The sequence below is a fragment of the Tunturiibacter gelidiferens genome (assembly GCF_051013345.1).
GTDB lineage: Bacteria > Acidobacteriota > Terriglobia > Terriglobales > Acidobacteriaceae > Edaphobacter > Edaphobacter gelidiferens_A.
The window spans coordinates 1,260,153-1,278,668 of record NZ_CP132939.1 but is presented as its reverse complement, the minus strand read 5'-3'; the positions used below and the strand labels follow the sequence as shown (position 1 = coordinate 1,278,668).

The 18,516-nt window shown below is 59.4% G+C and carries 14 protein-coding genes and 3 pseudogenes; 11 read left to right on the top strand and 6 right to left on the bottom strand.

Annotated elements, in window-relative coordinates:
• Positions 1-47: 47 nt before the first annotated feature.
• Positions 48-2,117, bottom strand: coding sequence for an ATP-dependent DNA ligase (locus RBB80_RS06225; RefSeq protein WP_433967378.1), 2,070 nt, complete (start codon positions 2,115-2,117; stop codon positions 48-50).
• Between the two features lie 232 nt (positions 2,118-2,349).
• Here RBB80_RS06225 and prfA point away from each other — a divergent pair, with 232 nt between their 5' ends.
• The 9 genes and pseudogenes from prfA to RBB80_RS06180 all read left to right on the top strand — a co-directional run bounded on the left by prfA (position 2,350) and on the right by RBB80_RS06180 (position 9,641).
• Positions 2,350-3,426, top strand: coding sequence for a peptide chain release factor 1 (prfA, locus tag RBB80_RS06220; RefSeq protein WP_179580912.1), 1,077 nt, complete (start codon positions 2,350-2,352; stop codon positions 3,424-3,426).
• Between the two features lie 103 nt (positions 3,427-3,529).
• Positions 3,530-4,138: a VOC family protein gene (locus tag RBB80_RS06215; protein WP_433967377.1), complete on the top strand. Its 609-nt coding sequence runs from the start codon at positions 3,530-3,532 to the stop codon at positions 4,136-4,138.
• A 63-nt stretch (positions 4,139-4,201) separates the two neighbouring features.
• Positions 4,202-5,313 (top strand): IS3 family transposase gene (locus tag RBB80_RS06210; RefSeq protein ID WP_433964155.1). Its coding sequence is split into 2 segments (ribosomal slippage): positions 4,202-4,454 and positions 4,454-5,313, totalling 1,113 coding nucleotides; the frame shifts between segments, so codons are not numbered across the junction.
• Positions 5,314-5,467: 154 nt separating this feature from the next.
• Complete coding sequence (locus tag RBB80_RS06205; protein ID WP_433967376.1) at positions 5,468-5,632, top strand: hypothetical protein; 165 nt, start codon at positions 5,468-5,470, stop codon at positions 5,630-5,632.
• A gap of 34 nt (positions 5,633-5,666) precedes the next feature.
• Positions 5,667-6,476, top strand: coding sequence for a hypothetical protein (locus RBB80_RS06200; RefSeq protein WP_433967375.1), 810 nt, complete (start codon positions 5,667-5,669; stop codon positions 6,474-6,476).
• A 14-nt stretch (positions 6,477-6,490) separates the two neighbouring features.
• Positions 6,491-6,586, top strand: a pseudogene (locus RBB80_RS06195) (peptide chain release factor N(5)-glutamine methyltransferase); the annotation flags it as partial.
• Between the two features lie 83 nt (positions 6,587-6,669).
• Positions 6,670-7,362 carry a peptide chain release factor N(5)-glutamine methyltransferase gene (prmC, locus tag RBB80_RS06190; protein WP_433969527.1) on the top strand — a complete coding sequence of 231 codons (693 nt, stop codon included), beginning with the start codon at positions 6,670-6,672 and terminating at the stop codon, positions 7,360-7,362.
• Positions 7,363-7,422: 60 nt separating this feature from the next.
• On the top strand, positions 7,423-7,773 hold the full coding sequence (locus RBB80_RS06185) for a DUF4440 domain-containing protein (protein WP_433967374.1): 351 nt from the start codon (positions 7,423-7,425) through the stop codon (positions 7,771-7,773).
• A 164-nt stretch (positions 7,774-7,937) separates the two neighbouring features.
• Positions 7,938-9,641, top strand: a pseudogene (locus RBB80_RS06180) (DUF885 domain-containing protein).
• Positions 9,642-9,885: 244 nt separating this feature from the next.
• Here RBB80_RS06180 and RBB80_RS06175 read toward each other — a convergent pair.
• The 4 genes and pseudogenes from RBB80_RS06175 to RBB80_RS06160 form a co-directional block, all read right to left on the bottom strand.
• Positions 9,886-11,097 carry a molybdopterin-dependent oxidoreductase gene (locus RBB80_RS06175; protein WP_433967373.1) on the bottom strand — a complete coding sequence of 404 codons (1,212 nt, stop codon included), beginning with the start codon at positions 11,095-11,097 and terminating at the stop codon, positions 9,886-9,888.
• A gap of 43 nt (positions 11,098-11,140) precedes the next feature.
• Complete coding sequence (locus RBB80_RS06170) at positions 11,141-12,088, bottom strand: cytochrome b/b6 domain-containing protein (protein WP_433967372.1); 948 nt, start codon at positions 12,086-12,088, stop codon at positions 11,141-11,143.
• Between the two features lie 112 nt (positions 12,089-12,200).
• Entirely contained in the window at positions 12,201-12,518 is a 318-nt protein-coding gene (locus tag RBB80_RS06165) for a hypothetical protein (RefSeq protein ID WP_433967371.1), read from the bottom strand.
• A 71-nt stretch (positions 12,519-12,589) separates the two neighbouring features.
• Positions 12,590-14,283 (bottom strand): annotated as a pseudogene (locus RBB80_RS06160) (NAD(P)/FAD-dependent oxidoreductase).
• A gap of 160 nt (positions 14,284-14,443) precedes the next feature.
• Here RBB80_RS06160 and RBB80_RS06155 point away from each other — a divergent pair.
• Together RBB80_RS06155 and RBB80_RS06150 are read left to right on the top strand one after the other, a co-directional pair.
• Positions 14,444-15,496: a UbiA prenyltransferase family protein gene (locus RBB80_RS06155; RefSeq protein WP_433967370.1), complete on the top strand. Its 1,053-nt coding sequence runs from the start codon at positions 14,444-14,446 to the stop codon at positions 15,494-15,496.
• On the top strand, positions 15,493-17,205 hold the full coding sequence (locus RBB80_RS06150) for a glycosyltransferase family 39 protein (RefSeq protein ID WP_433967369.1): 1,713 nt from the start codon (positions 15,493-15,495) through the stop codon (positions 17,203-17,205). The genes RBB80_RS06155 and RBB80_RS06150 overlap by 4 nt, the downstream gene beginning before the upstream one ends.
• Before the next feature lie 39 nt (positions 17,206-17,244).
• Here the strand turns inward: RBB80_RS06150 and RBB80_RS06145 are convergent, their stop codons facing one another.
• Positions 17,245-18,417, bottom strand: a complete 1,173-nt coding sequence (locus RBB80_RS06145) for a glycosyltransferase family 87 protein (RefSeq protein ID WP_433967368.1) — start codon at positions 18,415-18,417, stop codon at positions 17,245-17,247.
• Positions 18,418-18,516 lie beyond the last annotated feature (99 nt).

Genomic DNA, 18,516 nt, shown 5'->3' with positions numbered 1-18,516 from the left:
GAAGGTGATCAATATGACGAGAAATACCGTTACCCTGCGCGGCGTGATTACTCCATCGGCTTATCCACCTGCGACTGGTAGACCTCTTCCACCCGTGCGACCGTGTCGATCTCGCTCACCGGCTTGTCTGTCCTGATCTTCAGGATGCGCGGAAACCGCAGCGCAAAGCCGCTCGCATGGCGTCCACTGCGCATGATGTTGTTGAACGCTACCTCCAGCACCATCAACGGTTCCACCGTGCGGAAGAATCCCTGGTCTTCGAGAGTGTGTTCCATCATCCATGCGCTCATCTCAGCAATCTCGACATCGGTGAGACCCGAATAAGCCTTGCCTACGTTGAGTAGATCGCCATCACCACTTCGCACCGCGAACGTATAGTCGCTCAAAATCCCTGCGCGCTTCCCATGCCCAAACTCCGCCCCTGTCACCACAACGTCCAGCGTCGCCAGCTCACGCTTCAGCTTCACCCACGCAAGACCGCGGCGCCCCGGCTGATAGACCGACCCTGCCGCCTTCAACATCACGCCTTCGTTGGCTCGCGCCCTCGCGTCTGCGTAAGCCCGGTCAATATCCTCGGCTGACTCCACCAGACGCGACGGTGAGATCATCAGCCTCTCTACGCCTGCGCTCTCCTCGACTGCAAACAGCACCGCCTGCGAATCGCGAGCGCGTTCATCAACTATCAGCGGCGACACCACCTGCTCAACAAGCCGCTCCACCGCCGCCTCCAACCGATTGCGCCGCTCCCGCAACGGCAACTCAAGCAGCAGTTCGCCATCCTCGCACATCAGGTCGAAGGCCATAAACACTGCCGGCACTTGCTGACGCCATTCGTTTGAAACCCGCTTGCGTCCGATCCTTTGTCCCAACACCGCGAACGGTAGCGCACGTCCCTGTTCGAAGTCCCACCCCAGAATCTCACCATCTAAAATCAGCGAGCCTGTGGCTCTGCTTACCTCCGAGCAGACCTGCGCAAACGCCTCTTCTAAGTCCGGAAAGCTCTCGGTCACATCTTCCTTGTTGCGAGAGTAGATCGCCACCCGCCCCGGCTGAGTGGCATCTCCGAAGTGCACCTGCGCCCGCATGCCGTCGTACTTGTCCTCGAGAAACGCCTCGATACCCTGCGTCTGCCGAACGTTCGACGTCGTCTCATCTCCCTCCTCCTGTATGCTTTTTGCGATCACATCTCCTGGAGGAGCATCCGCAAACTCTTCGGCATCGACGTCGAGCTTTCGCGGCAAAACAACCTCACCGGGCGTCTCGCCCTCAGTCTCCACGGCAACCGCAACTTCGGCCTCACGGTCAGGATCGAGCTTTATCGCCCGCCTCAGACTGTCTTCCGCCTTTTTGTTCTTTCGCGGCTTCTTAGGTTTTATGACCGCCACCTTCGCGGGCTTTCCAGTGAATCGCTCCACCGCCTCCTCCGGCGTATCGACCGGCGAGGCCAGCATGAATCCCAGCGGATGAAACAGCCGCATTCTCGCCTCATTCAACGTCCCGGAAAACGCTCGACGCACCGCGCTGCCGAGATCGGCCTCTAACATCACCGCTCGCCGCACCGCCTCAACGGAGGCGCCAGCCGCAACGGCAATTGCCTCCTCCACCAGGCTCTGTTTCACTCCAATTCGCATGTCGCCGAGCATCAGTTTCAGCAGGTACTTCGCTTCGAGCGGAGTCGCCCTCCGCAGCAAGCCCTCGACCAGAGCAGCACGAATCGCCGTCGTCTTCGCCACCGCCATCGCCGCAAAGGCCTCCGATAACTCGGCCAACGTTAACTCAGGCGTCTTGGGCCCCTCGGCAGCAACCAGCAGATCGTATGCCGCCGCACCCATATCCCCATGCCGCCGATAAGCCGTGGTCAACGCCTGGTCGCTGGCCCCGCTCACAGCCAGCAGCGCCTTCGACAACAACGCCCCGCCAGCGTTCAGCTTCCGGGAATCCGCCTCTGCAAAAGGCGTGCCGGCAACATACAGCGCAAACCACCCTGCATCTTCACCTTCGGGCGCAGCCTCATGCGCGTCCGCAATCGCTGCAGAGATAGCTGCCCGCTTCTTCAGACGCCCAGGTTCACCAGCCAACTGCTCCGCCAAGCCTGCCACTGCAGAAAATAAAGCCATTTAGAAGCAGACCCCTCGCCGGAATTGAGTTCGAAAATGGAACTCCCCTGTAAAAGATGCATTCCGCATCATCCAGGTCAGGAGTAACATCTAAATAGACATGAACGCACTTGCAAATCCGGTGTCCACCCCCGCGTGACCGCGTCCCCCGACCGTCACGACTTTGCCTAGCTGCGCCTCTCCCTCACCCGATTCTCCTGATCCCACATCACTTTCACTCAATGGAGCAGCTATGTTCGACCGCCTCGACCAACTCGAAGCCCGTTATGAAGACCTCGGCAAGCAGATGTCCGACCCCACGCTCGTCAACGACCAGAAGAAGTTTCAGGCCATCGCCAAGCAACACCGCGACATGGAGCCGACCGTCGAAAAATTTCGCGAGTATCGCAAGATCAGGGACGGCATCGCCGAAGCCAAGGCCATGCTCGCCGACCCCGACCCCGAAGTAAAGGAGATGGCACAGGCCGAGCTCGACACGCTGGAGCCCCGCCTCGAGCCCGTGGAAGAGCAGCTCAAGGTCCTGCTCCTCCCCAAGGATCCTAACGACGAGAAGAACGTCATCCTCGAGCTGCGTGCCGGTACCGGAGGCGACGAGGCTGCACTCTTCGTCGCAGAGGTCTTCCGCATGTATATGCGCTTCGCCGAGCAGCACAAATGGAAGGTCGAGATCCTCTCCCAGACCGAATCCGGCATCGGCCACGGCCTCAAGGACATCACCGCCATCATCGAAGGCGAAAACGTCTACTCGCAGTTGAAGTACGAATCCGGCGTCCATCGCGTACAGCGCGTTCCCGCGACCGAAACTCAGGGCCGCGTCCATACCTCAGCGATCACTGTCGCAGTTCTTCCCGAGGCCGAAGAGGTCGACATCAAGATCGAGGCCAAAGATCTGCGTATCGACACCTTCTGCTCCTCCGGACCCGGCGGCCAGTCGGTAAACACGACGTATTCGGCCGTGCGCATCACACATCTGCCTACCAACACCGTCGTCAGCTGCCAGGACGAAAAATCGCAGATCAAGAATCGCGAGAAGGGTATGCGCGTCCTGCGCGCCCGCTTGTACGAGGTGGAGGCCGAACGCATCCACCAACTTCAGGCAAAAGACCGCAAGCAGCAGATTGGCTCCGGCGACCGCAGCGAGAAGATCCGGACCTACAACTTCCCGCAGAACCGCCTTACCGATCATCGCATCGGCCTCACCAACCACCAGCTCGCAATGGTGATGGAGGGGCAGATTCAACCCACCATCGACGCCCTCATCGCGCACTACACCGCCGAAAAACTCAAGGCCGAAGCAGAAGCTGCCTGAGCTGTTTCACGCCTGCCCAGTAACGAACGAAGAGAGGGCTGACTTGGCATTACCCGCACCCCACGGGAAGAGTCCATGTCAGCCTCCTCCAAAGGATCGACCTATGATCAGGCATTACCGGAGCGGCCGCCGCTCTGCCCGTCCCACGATGCACCCTATCTTCCTCGCTCTTGTTTCAACCCTCTTCGTACCCCTCCTTCACGCGCAGCCCGATACCAAAACACCACCCTTCAACGGAATCGCCCATGTTGCCTTCCGCGTGCACGATCTCGCCAACTCCGTCGTCTTCTACGAAAAACTCGGCTTCGAACAGGCCTTTGACCTTCGCAAAGACAATGTTCCCTACGAGTCCTTCATCAAGATCAACGACACTCAGTTCATCGAACTCCACGCGGCCGCCCCAACAGACACCGACACCGGGTTCCTGAGCCTCTGCTTTGAGGGCGCAGACGTCCAGGCAATCAACGACGACTACCTCAGCCACGGCCTCACCCCCACACCGGTGAGCAAAACAGATGCCGGGAATCTGCGCTTCATTATGGGAGGTCCCACCCAGCTCTCGGGTCCGCAGATCATCGAGTACACCCAATACGTCCCCGGCTCGCTCCACAGCACCGACCAGGGCAAGCACCTCGGCCCCGACCGAGTCGCCGAAAAGCTGATCGCAATCTCGCTCCCCATGGCCGACCCCACCTCTGATGGGCCCCGGTAATTTTGAGCCAGGAGAAATGTTAGTCTTCGACCAAATCTAACCCTATGGCTGAGGAGGATTTGGATGAGGAAGAGACGGTTCACGGTAGAGCAGATGATTGGTGTGCTGAAGCAGGCGCAAGTAGGCGTTCCTGTCGCGGAGGTGATCCGCAAGGCGGGGATTAGCGAGCAGACGTACTACCGGTGGAAGGCGAAGTACGCTGGCCTAGAGGTGGACGAAGTTCGCAAGATGGCTCAGTTACAAGAAGAGAACCTGCGTTTGAAGCAGCTTGTTGCAGAGCTAACGCTGGACAAGACGATGCTGCAGGATGTGCTCTCAAAAAAATGGTGAAGCCTTCGCGGCGTGGGCCGATGGTGGAGCGGCTGGTTGGAAGCTACCTGGTAAGCGAACGGCATGCCTGTCGTGTTCTACGCGTCCCTCGAGCGACCTACCGCTACCGAAGCTGTCTCGATCCACGGACTGAACTGCGGATGAGGATCCGCGAGATCGCTCAGGCAAGAGTGCGTTATGGATACCGCAAGATCCGCGTGCTGTTGAACCGCGAAGGCTGGGATGTGGGCAAGTACTTGGTGTACCGGCTGTACAAGGAAGAAGGACTGACGCTGAAGAGGATGAAGCCTGCCGGGAAGCGGAAGGCATCTCGAACTCGTGAGGATCGGATCAAGCCTACGGCTCCGAACGAAGCCTGGAGTATGGACTTCGTGATGGATCAGCTGCAGGATGGAACGCGGTTCCGCGCCTTGACGATCGTGGATGTGCATACGAGAGAAGCTGTAGCGATTCAAGTAGGACAGAGCCTGAAAGGAGACGATGTTGTGCGGACACTGAACCAGTTGAAGCTAGACCGTGGCGTGCCGAAGGTGCTGTTCTGTGACAACGGCAGCGAGTTCACCAGTCAGGCGATGGATCTATGGGCTTATCGCAACAGCGCTAAGATCGACTTCTCCAGACCAGGCAAGCCAACAGACAACGCCTTCGTTGAAAGCTTCAACGGAACCCTGCGAAGTGAATGTCTGAATATCCACTGGTTCCTCGATTTGAAGGAGGCAAGACACCTGATCGAAGCATGGCGGCAGGAATATAATGAGAGTCGTCCTCACGCAGCTCTCGATGACAGGACGCCGAGCGAGTTCGCCAGCCAGATCGCGGCTAGCCGCGATCTGGCTGGAACCTAAACAGGTCGAAGACTAACTCTGACCTTGGTACAGGAAAATTAGGCCCTTCACCTCCGCACGCGACTTTTACATCAATCAGCTCAACTTCAAGCCCATCGCCAACGATCCGATGAGTCTTCACATGCCCGGCGAGAGTGGTCAAGAAGTTGAAATCATGCCCGCGACCCCCGGCAGTCACGCGCGCATCACCATGGAATCGGCCAATCTAGGCAAGGCAGCGCGCCACCTCCACAAAGAAGGCGTCTTCGCCTTCAAAAACGGAGCCACTCTCACCGTGATCGACCCCGACGGCAACGTCCTCCAACTCGAAACACGTTAGCGAACCCTCCCCGTCTGCTACCGTAAAGTCACGCATGCGCCTCTCTCCACTTCTCGCACGCACATCTCCCGTCTGCGTCCTTGGATGCTTCGCCTGTACCCTGGCCCAACAGCCCGCCCCCGCGCTCGACCGGATCCTCACCCGCGTCGAAGCCAACACCGAGCAGTACAAGGCCGCTGTCCCCAGCTTCCTCTGCGACGAACACATCACCTCACAGGAGATCCGTGACGGCGAGCTCAAGCATGAAACCACTGTCGAAGCACTCTTCCGAGTGACTCGATCTGCCTCACCTGCTGGCGCCCTCGAAGAATCCCGCGAAATCAGGTCGGTCAACGGCAAATCGTCGAGCAGCAAAAAACTCGACATGCCCATCTCATTCAACGGCGGCTTCAGTGCGGCACTCGCGAAGTTTCTCTCGGCTGATCGCCGCGAGTGTTTCGACTACCAGGCCGATCCCGCTTCCCCTGCACCTCCCGGCACCGAAGCCTTCACCTTCACCGCTCGCGAAGCCGCCGCGAAACAACCTGCCTGCGTCTCGATTCAACCAGGCACCACCGGCAAATTCGTCATCGACGCCTCCACGATGCAAGTCACGCACATCGAACGAACCGTTCCGAATCCCATCGGCAAAGAACAAGCAGTGCTTGGCACAGCCTCCGTCGACTACGCTCCCGTCACCCTCAACGGAAGATCCTTCTGGCTCCCCTCCACGGTCGTCGCCTTCACCACAGAGACCACGAAGACGAACGCCTTCCGCTTCACCGCGAAGTACACCAACTACCATCGCTTCGCCGCGAGCTCAACCATCCTCCCCGCAACCTCAGACTCCACCCGCCCGCAGTGAAGGTAGCCGCCAGCATGACCCTCCGCCAGGCCATCACGAACGCTGCTGCAGAGCTGGCCGCCAACCCACACCTCAGCGAACACGCCCACCGCGACGCCGAACTCCTCCTCCTCCACACCCTGCAGATCTCCCGCGTCACCCTCATCGCACATCCCGACCGCGATCTCTCCCTGACCAACACACCCTCTATCAAATCGCAATCAACCGCCGGCTCCAACTCGAGCCCATCCAGTACATCACCGGCGAGCAGGAATTCTACGGCCTGCGTCTCCACGTCACTCCCGCTGTCCTCATCCCGCGCCCCGAGACCGAACATCTCGTCGAAGCTGTCCTTAAGCTGCTCCCCGCGAACCAGCCTGTGAAGCTCGTCGATATCGGTACCGGATCGGGAGCCATCGCCATCGCACTCGCCGTCCATCTTCCCCTCGCCGAGATCACAGCCCTCGACCTATCCTCCGACGCTCTCGCCATCGCAGAGCGCAACGCCCGCGAACACGGAGTAGCCAATCGCATCCAGTTCCTTCAATCCGATCTCCTCGTCGCCATCAAATCTCTTGGCCAGACCTTCGACGCCATCGTCAGCAACCCGCCCTACATCCCCGAATCCGACCGCCCCACCCTGCACCCCCAGGTTCGCGACCACGAGCCCGCCACTGCGCTCTTCGCAGGCGAAACCGGCCTCGACATCTACCGCCGGCTCATTCCGGAAGCCGCGAGCGCACTCAAACCAAACGGCATACTCGCCCTGGAAATCGGCCACGGACAGCAGAAACCGCTCACCCATCTGCTCGCCGGATGGAACGACGTCACCTTCGTCAACGATCTGCAGCACATCCCACGCGTCGCTTTAGCACGCAGACCGAACTCCTTCCACCCGGAACGCTAAAATCTGTCACAATGAAACCCTCCACTCAATTATTCGTATAACAGTCGGAGCCTGTGTTCCATGAGAAAGACTGAACTTCAAGATCATCTCTACGCGCTCGAAGAGCGTCTCCTCCACCCTGACCGTGAGGCTGACCGCACCGCGCTCATCCCGCTCTTCGCCGAAGAGTACAGAGAGTTCTGCACCTCCGGCCGCGTCTTCAACCGCCAACAAGTGATCGACGTCCTGCTCACCAGCGCCACCCGCCACGCGACTATTCACCACTTCTACATCGCACAACTCGCAGAGAACATCGTTCTCGCCACCTACCGCGCCACCACCTCTGTCGCCGTCTCCCACCGTTCTTCTCTGTGGATCTTTCGCGACAACCGCTGGCAGCTCGTCTTTCATCAGGGCACCATCGCCAGCTGACCGATCTGACATCACAGTGAAAATCGCTCGAATCTCCACAAATCAGATATCAGATTCTGCTACCCTCCCATCATGCGCCCCCAAGTACTGAATCTCCTTCTGACTACCTGCCTCTGCGTCATCCCCCGTCTCTGATCGCCCAGACTCCCTCGATTGAAGCGCGTATGGCCGCTCAGAACGACCTGTTCGAAGAGATTTACCAGGCCGACCTCAAGAGCAATCCCGAGCGCGCCACCGCCGTAGGCGACTATCGCTACAACGACAAGCTCGCCGACTACTCCGTCGAGGCCATCATCCAGCAGAACACCGCCAATCAGGCCAACCTGCGCCGCCTGTCAGCCATCGACGCCGCGGGCTTCCCCGAGCAGGACCTTCTCTCCCACCAACTCATGGAGCGCAGGCTGAAGCAAAGCATCGAGAACTTCGATCTCAAGAACTACGAGATGTCCGTCAACCAGCAGAACGGCATCCACACCTCTCTCCGACCTGCCGTTGGCCGTTCCGCTGGACACCGTCCAGCACTACGACGACTACATCGCCCGCCTCCACCAGATTCCTCACGCTCTCGCCCAATCTGAGGACATTTTGCGCCTTGGAGTCAAAGATGGTCTGATGCCGCCACGATTCCTGCTCGAAAAAGTCGCCCAGCAGGCCTCCGACATCGCCGCCAAAAGCCCCTTCCTGGTCGCTATCAACAAAATTCCCCCGACCTTCTCCGACGCCGACCGTCAACGCCTTACCACGGCCATCCAGCAGACCGTCGACACCGAAGTTTCGCCCGCATACCGCACCTTCGCCGCATTTATCGCAAAGGACTATGCACCCCACGGCCGCACCTCTATCAGCGTCTCGACACTGCCTGACGGCAAGCACCGCTACGAGGTCGCAGTACGCGAGCAGACGACCACCGACATGACCCCGGCGCAGATCCACCAACTCGGACTCGACGAGATCACCCGCATCACCGCCGAGATGACCACCCTCGCCCACAAGGCCGGCTTCAAGGATCTCGAAAGCTTCCGCGCCTCCATCAAGGCCAATCCCAAATACACCCCCACCTCATCCGAACAGATTCTCGACACCTTCCGCCACTACATCGCCCAGATGCAGCCGAAGCTCTCTGAACTCTTCACCGTTCTGCCCGACTGCCCGGTAACGGTCGAAGCCATCCCCGCCTACCAGGCCGCTGCCGCCACTCACTACCAGACCGGCACTCCCGACTGCAAACACCCCGGTCGCGTCTCCGTCGGCACCAGCGACTTCGCTCACCGCTCGCTCATCAACGACGAGGCCATCGCCTACCACGAAGGCGTTCCCGGCCACCACATGCAACGCTCCGTCCAGCAGCAGCTCAAGGGCCTGCCAGAGTTCCGCATCCACGGCGGAGGCTTCACCGCATACACCGAAGGCTGGGCTCTCTACGCCGAACAACTCGGCAAGGATGTCGGCTTCTATCAAGACCCGGTCAGCGACTACGGTCGGCTCTCCTCCGAACTCTTCCGCGCCGTCCGCCTCGTCGTCGACACCGGCATCCACTCGCAGGGCTGGACACGCGAGCAGGTCGTCGCTCTCTTCGAGCAGACCGACAGCCTCCAGGGTCCCGAGATCCAGTCTGAAACCGACCGCTATATCGCATGGCCCGGACAAGCGCTCGCCTACAAGATCGGCCAGCTAAAGTTCATCGAGCTGCGAGAGCGTGCGAAAAAGACCTCGGCCCGAAGTTCGACCTCCGCGCCTTCCACGATGAGATGCTCAGCGCCGGAGTGCTCCCCCTCGACCTTCTCGATCACCGCACGGATCGTTGGATAGCCGCTCAAAAGGCTCAATCTACCCAGCAAGCTACCTCCGGAGCAGCACACACACCCTAAAAACTCTAGTGTCCTGCCGGACGGGCCTCCTCCGCGGAGGGCGGTCACTTCGTGACTTGTTTACCTTGTTTCGTTTGACCGAACACCATCGGTCCTCCCGTTGGTCGGAACGAGAAATCTCAGTGCCGACCAGCGGGAGGCCCTAAGCAGACCATCCTGCCCAGACCGGTATACGCGTCACGAAGTGACCGCCCTCCGCGCAGGAGGCCCGTCCGGCAGGACAGAAGGATCGTTAAACGTATTCTTAGAGTCCCGCGTACCAGTCATACCCTAGCTTCGTCCAGTAATCGTCGGGCCGCATATCGGTGTAGGCGATCAATCCAATTCGTTTGATCTGTTTGTAACCGTACTTGATCGGCATATGTAACCGTATGGGTGCGCCATGCCACTGCGCCAACTGTCGCCCGGCCATCTCGGTCACCAGAAGGCTCTGCGGATGCATGCACGCCTGCAGGCTGAATCCGCAGTAGTAGTCCCCATCCGGCGTCTCCATGTAGACGTACTTCGGCAACGAGCCATCCGGCTTCTTCTCTGGCGGATACTTCTCAATCAGATCCGCAAGCCGGTACCCGCCCCAGTGCACCACCTGGCTCCAACCCTCGATGCACTTGAACTCCGTCACCAAGTCGTGGTGCCGCAGACTCGTAACGTCATCCATCTTCAGCAGCAGCCCCGGCGTCCCCGGGTCGAGCGTGTTATCCGACATGCCTGCCTCCTCCTGCCCACGCGGCCGCCTATTCCCCTGCGCCTTCTTCAACGCAGCAAACGCAGCCTCAAATGCAGGTGGCATCTTCACATCATTCTCCTTCTCGCCGTTCCCGCCGACCATCGTGCTCGCCGCGCCACCCTGCATCATCGGCCCTTCCCCCATCCCCGCGTCGCCATTCGGATCGGTCTTGGCCTTCGGCCCATCTCCTACCACCGCCGCAGCCTTTGGCGCTACCTTCGTATCCTGCTCGACGGGCCCAGCTTCTTTCTTCGCGACGTACTGGTACTCCCACGCCGTCACATCGTCGACATACTCAGGAAGACCCTTCGCATTCGCCACCCCCACCATCTGCAGCCGATAGCTCACCGGCATCAGGTCCATCTTCAATCCGTAGTTGCCGTTCGTCCGCAGCTCCATCGATCGGTCGACCGGATACGTCGGTGCAAGTCCGCGCTCATCGAACACCCCGCGCGACAACTTCGCATTCAACTCCAGCATCTTCCGCAGCGGCTTCTGGATCAGCTGGTCGCGCGGACTGCGATCGATCCACCGATAAAATCCGTAACCACCAACCGCCGCCGCTGCTGCAACCAAAAAGCTGCGACGCGTCCTCTGCCCCGACTGCGCCCTCACTGCAGCATCCAGCGTCTCTACCTTGACCGCCCGGGAGTCTCTCCGCTCCCGCTCTCCATCGCGTTCCCAATCGCGGTCAAGATCATCCTCGCGGTCTTTTTCTCCTTCTCCCACTTGCGGCGCTGCTCCTGCTCCTCGCGCTCCTCCCGTCCGTCGCTCATCCCGCCCTCCTTTCCTCGTCCAGCGAAGCCTTCACCGCCGGCACAATCTCATATCCGCTCACCATTGAGCGGAAGTTATTCCATCCCGCAAGAATCACCTGCACCACATGCACCAAAAAGAACGCACAAAAGCCCATCGTCAGCCAGAAGTGTTCCCATCGCGCCATCTCGTACCCGCCCAGCAGCGATGTGATCCAGTGCACCTGCGTCGGCTTGTAGATCGAAAGCCCAGTCACCAGCGATCCCAGACCCATCAGAACCACCGACGTATAAGCGATCCTCTGCGCTCCGTTGTACTTCTTCTGCGGCGGCAGCCCCTTGCGAAGATGCAGATCCACCAGCGTCACCTGGATCGCATCCATCAATGATCTTCGCTCCGGCACCAGCACCCGCCACTCCCCCGAGATCAATAGATAAGCCACATACAATATTCCGTTGATCGCAAAGATCCACATAAAGAAGAAGTGATATCCCAGCCCCTCAGTCACACGATAGGGCGCATTAATCAGCTTCCAGAACCACGGCGGAAACAGCCGCACCAGCGTCAGCGATCCCACACCCACTCGATACACCGCATGAGGATGCTGATACGCGTTATCCGAGTCATTCCAATAGATCAGCAACCCGCTCCAGATCATCGTGAATAAAACCGGAAAGTTCACCCAGTGCATCCACCGAATCGCCAGGGGATGCTTCTTCTCCAACCTGATCGTCGCCACCGCAGGCTCTCTTGCCTCGACAGGCGCTACAGCAACCCCAACTGTCGAAGCCACTGTCTCCGGCACGACTACGGAAGCAGCGGCCGCAACGGATTCATCCATCGCCTTACCACCCGCCATCGGTGTCGGAACCGGAGTTGCATCGACCATCTCTGCCGGGACCTCACCGGCCCACTGCTTCAACGTCGCACCCGGCTCACTTCTGTCTTTTGGATTCTCAGGCATTTGAGCTCCCATCGTGCACTCTCGCGCACAGCTTCTACAACGCAGCGCCTCCGAATCGTTAGAGTCCTTCCCGCGCCAAAGGTTACGCCATTCCTCTACGCGTCGATGCGCCCTACCTCAACTGCACCCGCACCTGGGCTCCTGTCTCATCAGCAAACGTAACCTTCTTTGCGCTCATCACCGCACGGCCCCCAGCGCCGCGGCCATCCAAAGGAAAGACCGCGGCGTGATCCGCATCCGTCCAGCAAACCAGCCCCTGAACGCAACCCAGAATCTGCGGCACCCCAGGGACCCCGCTCCATCCCTGCACCAGATACCGCCGTTCAGTCCCCGGCTCCTCCACCAGGACATCGTTAGAAAAATTAATAAACAGCCGCGCCCCATCCACCGCCGCGCCGTTCCGCTCCACCTTGCCCAGCGGATCCCGCAAAAGATTCTCTGCCGGAAGACCGCCACGAAGATCACCAGCAGCAACGTCCCCACAACCAGAATCTTTCTCAATTATTTCTCCTCGTGGTACTCCTGCTCTGTGTTGATGCCCCAGAGCGCAGCCTTATCCACATGCCCAGCCACGATACCATCCACTGCCGTCATCGCCGTCAACATACTGTGATCCTGGTTGTTGTACTTATGCATTCCGTTTCTCCCCACCAGAAACAGATTCTCGAATCCGTCGGTAAACTCCCGCAGTTCATCGAATCTGTTATACGTGCCAAAGTACGCCGGATAAGTCTTCGGAACCCGCACCACATGCCCATCCGAAACATCCTCCGCGTTCAAAATCCCGATCTTCGCCACCTCGGCAATCGCAAACTTCTTCAGCTCTTCATCCGGCATCTTCCAAAGATCGTCCGTGTCGTAGCAAAAGTATTCCAGCCCAATCCAGACCTTCGTCGGGTCCGCCACCAGATAGGGACTCCAGTTGTTGAATATCTGTAACCGGCCCAGTACCACATCCGGCTCCTGCACGTAGATCCACGTATCTTTCAGCAGCCCACCATCCGGCTCCTTCACCTTCAGCCGATCCACCAGCAGCCCCACCGTAATAAAGTCCCGATATTGCAACCCCGCGCTCACCTCGCGCACGTTCTCAGGCACCGAAGCATCCAACGCCTCCACCAGTTCGCGCATCGGCATCGTCGAGAAGAAATAATCTCCCGCGAAGGACTGCCGCTCTCCCGCCACATTCACCGCATCGATCGAAACCACTCGCTTCACGCCGCCTTCCAGCGAGCAGTGAATCCGATCCACCTTCCAACCCATGTGAATCTCACCCCCGCCCTCGCGAATTAAGTCCGCGACATGCTCCCAAAGCTGCCCCGGTCCAAACTTCGGATACATGAACCGCTCAATCAAGCTCGTATCCGTGCCCTTCTGCGCAAGGTCACCCGCCTTCGCTTTACCTCCAAGCGTTTTCTTCAAAAAGTGCTTCACCGCCGTCGTCAGGCTCAGCCCCTTGATCCGCTGCGCCCCCACTCCGCCGAGATCTCATTGCAAGGCGTCCCCCAAACCTTCTCCGTATAGCTTTTGAAGAACGTCAGATAGAGCTGCCGCCCAAACCGGTTAATCAGAAAGTCCTCAAGACTCTTCTCCGGCGCAATCTGGCTCACCTGCGACTTCATATAGCTCGTACCAACACGAAACGTCCTGGCCAGCCCAAGATTCTTCAACGTCGTCGCGGTCAGCGTGATCGGATAATCAAAGAACTTTCGCAGATAGTAGATCCTGCTCTTGCGCGGTCGAATCAGCATTACCAGATCCGGATCAGGATCGGGCGTCGCCGCCGTCACCATCATCTCCACCGGCCCTTCGCTCTCCGCCTCGTCCTCGACCTCTTCCGCCGCATGTGGATCAATCGGCCCCGCCCCACGCAACACCGGTTCCTCCGACAGACGCGCCGGTACAGCAACCACCCGCTTCTTTCCCTGATAAGAGATCTCCGGCTCCGACCCCATATCGCCAACGTCGGGCGGCATCAAGTCCACCCACCACTGCATCACGCGGTCACTCTTGGAGAAAAATCGATGGCCACCAATATCCATCCGATTGCCCTTGTACTTGATCGTGCGCGAGATCCCGCCAATCTCTTCGCTCGCCTCGAGGATGATCGGTTTTACATCCGACCGTCTCAGCAACTCCAGTCCCGCGGTTAGCCCTGCAGGCCCTGCTCCGATAATCACTGCTCTCCGCGACATGCGCCCGCCTGCTCCAGACGCGCACACCGCGCCAAACCCAAGCTTATCGTAAACAAATCGCTCACTGCCAGAGCGCAACGCGGTCCGCTGACTTCATCTCCATTTGCTACACTGTGCCCATAGCCCCAAGGCAGCTTGCGAAGGAGCCCCTACAACAAACATGACCGAGCCTGCCCTGCGCAACGTCTCCTTGCCCGAGCGCCTCCGCGCCCATCTCGCCATCGCCAGACTCGATCATTCCATCAAGAATCTCTTCGTTCTGCCCGGCGTCATCGTACCTCTCAGCGTCTATCCTGCGCTCTTCACTCCCCATCTCTTCGTCACTCTGCTCCTCGCATTTGTCGCGGTGACATTGATCGCCTGCAGCAACTACGTCATCAACGAAGTCCTCGACGCGCCCTTCGATCGCCTTCATCCAACCAAACGCAACCGCCCCGCCGCGCGCGGTCTGGTCAACATTCCCGCCGCCTACGTGCAATGGCTTTTGATGATGGTCGCAGGAATCGCCGTCGGTCTCACCATCTCCCGCATGTTCGCCCTCGTTGCGCTCGTCCTCTGGATCATGGGCTGCCTCTACAACTTTCCTCCGATCCGCACCAAGGACGTGCCCTACCTCGACGTCCTCACCGAGTCCATCAACAACCCCCTGCGTATGCTGCTCGGCTGGTACGCCGTCACCAACGTCATCGTCCCACCTGTCTCGCTCCTAATCGCCTACTGGATGCTCGGCTGCTACTTCATGGGCCTCAAGCGCTTCAGCGAGCTCTCCGAGATCGGCGACCGCACCGTCGCAGGAGCCTATCGCGCATCCTTCAAGCGCTACACGCCCGAGTCGCTGCTCGTATCGGTGGTCTTCTACGCCTCTACCGCTATGCTCTTCCTCGGCGCCTTCATCATCCGCTATCGTATCGAGCTTATCCTCGGCTTTCCTCTCGTAGCCTTCACCATGGCGATCTATCTCAAGCTCGCCTTCAAGCACGACAGCGCCGTACAGAACCCCGAAAAGCTCTATCGCGAACCTCTCCTGATGACCTCGTTTGCCTCCACCGCCCTGGTGATGGGCCTTCTGCTCTTCATCCGTATCCCACGTCTGGAGTTGTTCTTCACTCCAACCCTGCCCTCTACTACCCCTGCCGTAGCTCAACCCGCGCCCATCAGCTACACTCCACCCGGCTCACAGCAGCAGCGGCTTAGAGTCCCCGCGAAGATATGATCTCGTCGCAAAATTTGAGGGTTGAAAGCAGCCGCGACAGTCTTGCGCTCCCCTGGACAGCAGTCGCATCTCTGATCCTTACCGCCGCCATCTCCCTCCTCTGGTCGCACCACAAGCTCATGTCGCAGGACGAGTTCTTCGTCCTGCAGACCGACAGCGTTTCCAGCTACGCCCAACTGATCCACATCCAACACAGCTATCCCATCTCGCTCGATCCCCTCGTCTACCACACCCTCGCGCACTTTGCGATCAGCATCTTCGGTGCAGGCGCCTTCGCCCTGAGACTGCCCTCGCTGCTCGGCTACCTCCTGATGCAGCTCTGCCTTTTCTACTTTGTGCGGCGCATCGCCAACGAGCACGCCGCGATCTTCGCAATGGCGTTTCCCGCGATCACTGCGACTCTCTTTTACTCCGCCGAAGGCCGTCCCTACGGTTTGTTGCTCGGCTTCTATGGACTCGCCATGGTGAGCTGGCAAGCCGCTACGCGTCGCCAGTCGCAACGCACCGCCTCCCTCATCCTCCTCGCACTGGCAGTCGCACTCACGCTCAACACTCACTACTTCGGCGTCCTATTGCTCCTTCCCCTCTGCGCCGCAGAGCTCTTTCGCACCATCCAGCGCCGACGGCTGGACCTTCCCGTCGTAGCCGCCATCATCCTCGGCATGGCCTGCATCGCCTTCGCGTTACCCTTTGAAAAGTCCGCCGCTGAGTTTCGTAAGAACTACTACAACGCCGGAGACGTCAGCTACCACGCCATCACCCAGGCCTACCGCTCGCTCTTCCTGGACTACACTCACGCGAGCCTCAGCATCCAGCACTTCGCCGCCATCGGCCTTGTCGTCTTCGCAGCGCTCCTCGTCTTTGGCAGCGTGCGCCAGCTGCGCAACCAGGACCTCCAGCTCCCAACCGCCGAGCTTGTCTTCCTCATCGTCCTCGCCGCACTGCCCTTCTTCGGCTTCCTGCTGGCCTTCTTCGTGACGCACTCCATCGAGGTCCGTTACGTCCTCGGAGCAATCCTCGCGCTCAGCATTCTCCTGACGATTGCCCTGTTCCCATTACTTCGCCGAACCAACACCGCCATCTTTACGTTGTCCGCGCTCGCGATCGCCATCGTATTCACTGGAGCCATTCGCATCCACGCCGAACAGGCAAAGACCCGAGACTTCCTGACCTCGCTCACACTCAGCCCTCAGATCAAAGCCGCAATTCTCTCCAGTCCCAGCGGCCTGCTCTACCTGCAGGAGATGGGCACCTTCGAAGTAGCCAGCTACTACGAGCCCGACCCCGACATCCGCTCCCACATAGCCCTGGTCTACTCCAGCCCTCAGGAGCTGCTCTGGAGCCGACGCGACACCGAGTCGCTCACCGCACAACACATGCGCCACTTCACCGGATTTCCTATCATCGCCTGGGAGCAACTCTCCACCGAACCCGGCGATCACGTCTTCGTGCTTCTGCACAGCGGCTGGAACTGGACCGACCAGGCACTCGCAGCCGCACACGCTGAGATCAAGCCGTTAGGCCCCGCCATGGGGGCGACGCAGCCTCCCTGCGACTCTCACTTGGCTCCCAAACGCAATCCCCAAAATAATCTCGTGATCCTTCAGCCGCCGAGGAGCCATCAAGCAGCGATAGTTTCGACCGCTTCAGTACGACGAGCCAGCCGCATCAGCAGCACGAGCAACAGAAGCGCTCCAAAGTACATGTAAGACTGCAACACATTCCATCCGCGCCTGCCTGCCAGCAGATTAGTCGCCGCCAGAAAGTTGTCGCAAAGAAAAACGACAGCCCCCACAACCACGGCTTCTTGCTCTCCCAGCACCCATAAGCAAACCAGAACCACGCAAAGATTCCGAACACAATGCCGTAGTGGTGCTCCCACGCCATCGGCGAAGCCGCCACCGACGAAGCCCCATCGCAGCGATATCCGCCGTCGATCCGCGCAGCCTTCTCCACGGATACACCAGCACTCCACCTACCAGCACCAGCGACGTCACCACCGACGTGCGGTACACCCACGCAACGTAAGGGGTGTAAACATGCGGTGTGTACCCCAGATTCTCGCCGTTGAAGATCATGCGATTCAAAGTCCCAAACATCGACTGATTCGCAAAGTGCGACTGCGCGTTATGACTCAGACTCGCCAGCACGCCCACATAGTCAAGATTGTTCTGCCAACCGAAGACCGCAACCGACATCGCCAGCGAAACACTCGAGCAGATCAGGAACGCCCCCATCGCGCCCCATCTTCGGCGCACCGCCATCCACACCAGCAACAGCACATACTGAGGCTTTACGAACGCCAGCAAAGCAGCCACGATCCCCGCCTCGCGCTCGCGCCCCGAAGTCCACAGAAAAAGCATCACCGCGAAGCCAAAGGAGAGCATCGTCTGAGCGTTCCCCAGCGAGTACCCCTTCAGCAGCGGATAGCACCCCAGACAAGCAAGGATCACCGCAAGAACCGCGGGCCACGTCAGATCCGCGCCGCGCATTCGCAACAGCCTGCGCCCCATCGCAAGCGAGACCGCCGCGACCCCCACCACCGAGAGCCACGAAAATAGCGCCAGCAAACGGAGCATCATTGCATCGCCGACTCCAAGCCTGCGCAACTCAACCAGAGGAAGCTCGCTCGCCAGTGAATAGATAAGCGTGTCATAGAGAGGAGCCGCGTAGATCGGCTTCGTGGGATTGGCGTCAAAATAATCCTGCGACTTCATCATCGGAAGCCACGAGTCGGTCCACTGACGCATGTGCAGAAAGTCGCCCACCTCAACCTTGATGCTCCCCGGATTGCCCAGGTGTAGCGCCCGGCACAGACCCCACTGAACAACGTTGGCAAGCAGCAGACTACACACCACAAAGAGGAGAAGCCGCTTGCCGTGGGTAGCGGCGCTTGAATGATTCCCTGTCCTGGACGTCACGCCCCCACTCTACCAAACAGATCCGATTGAAAAGAAACGTTTTATTCGCATTGACCATACTTCTTCAACACACCGTCGCCACGCGTTCTGTGTTACCCG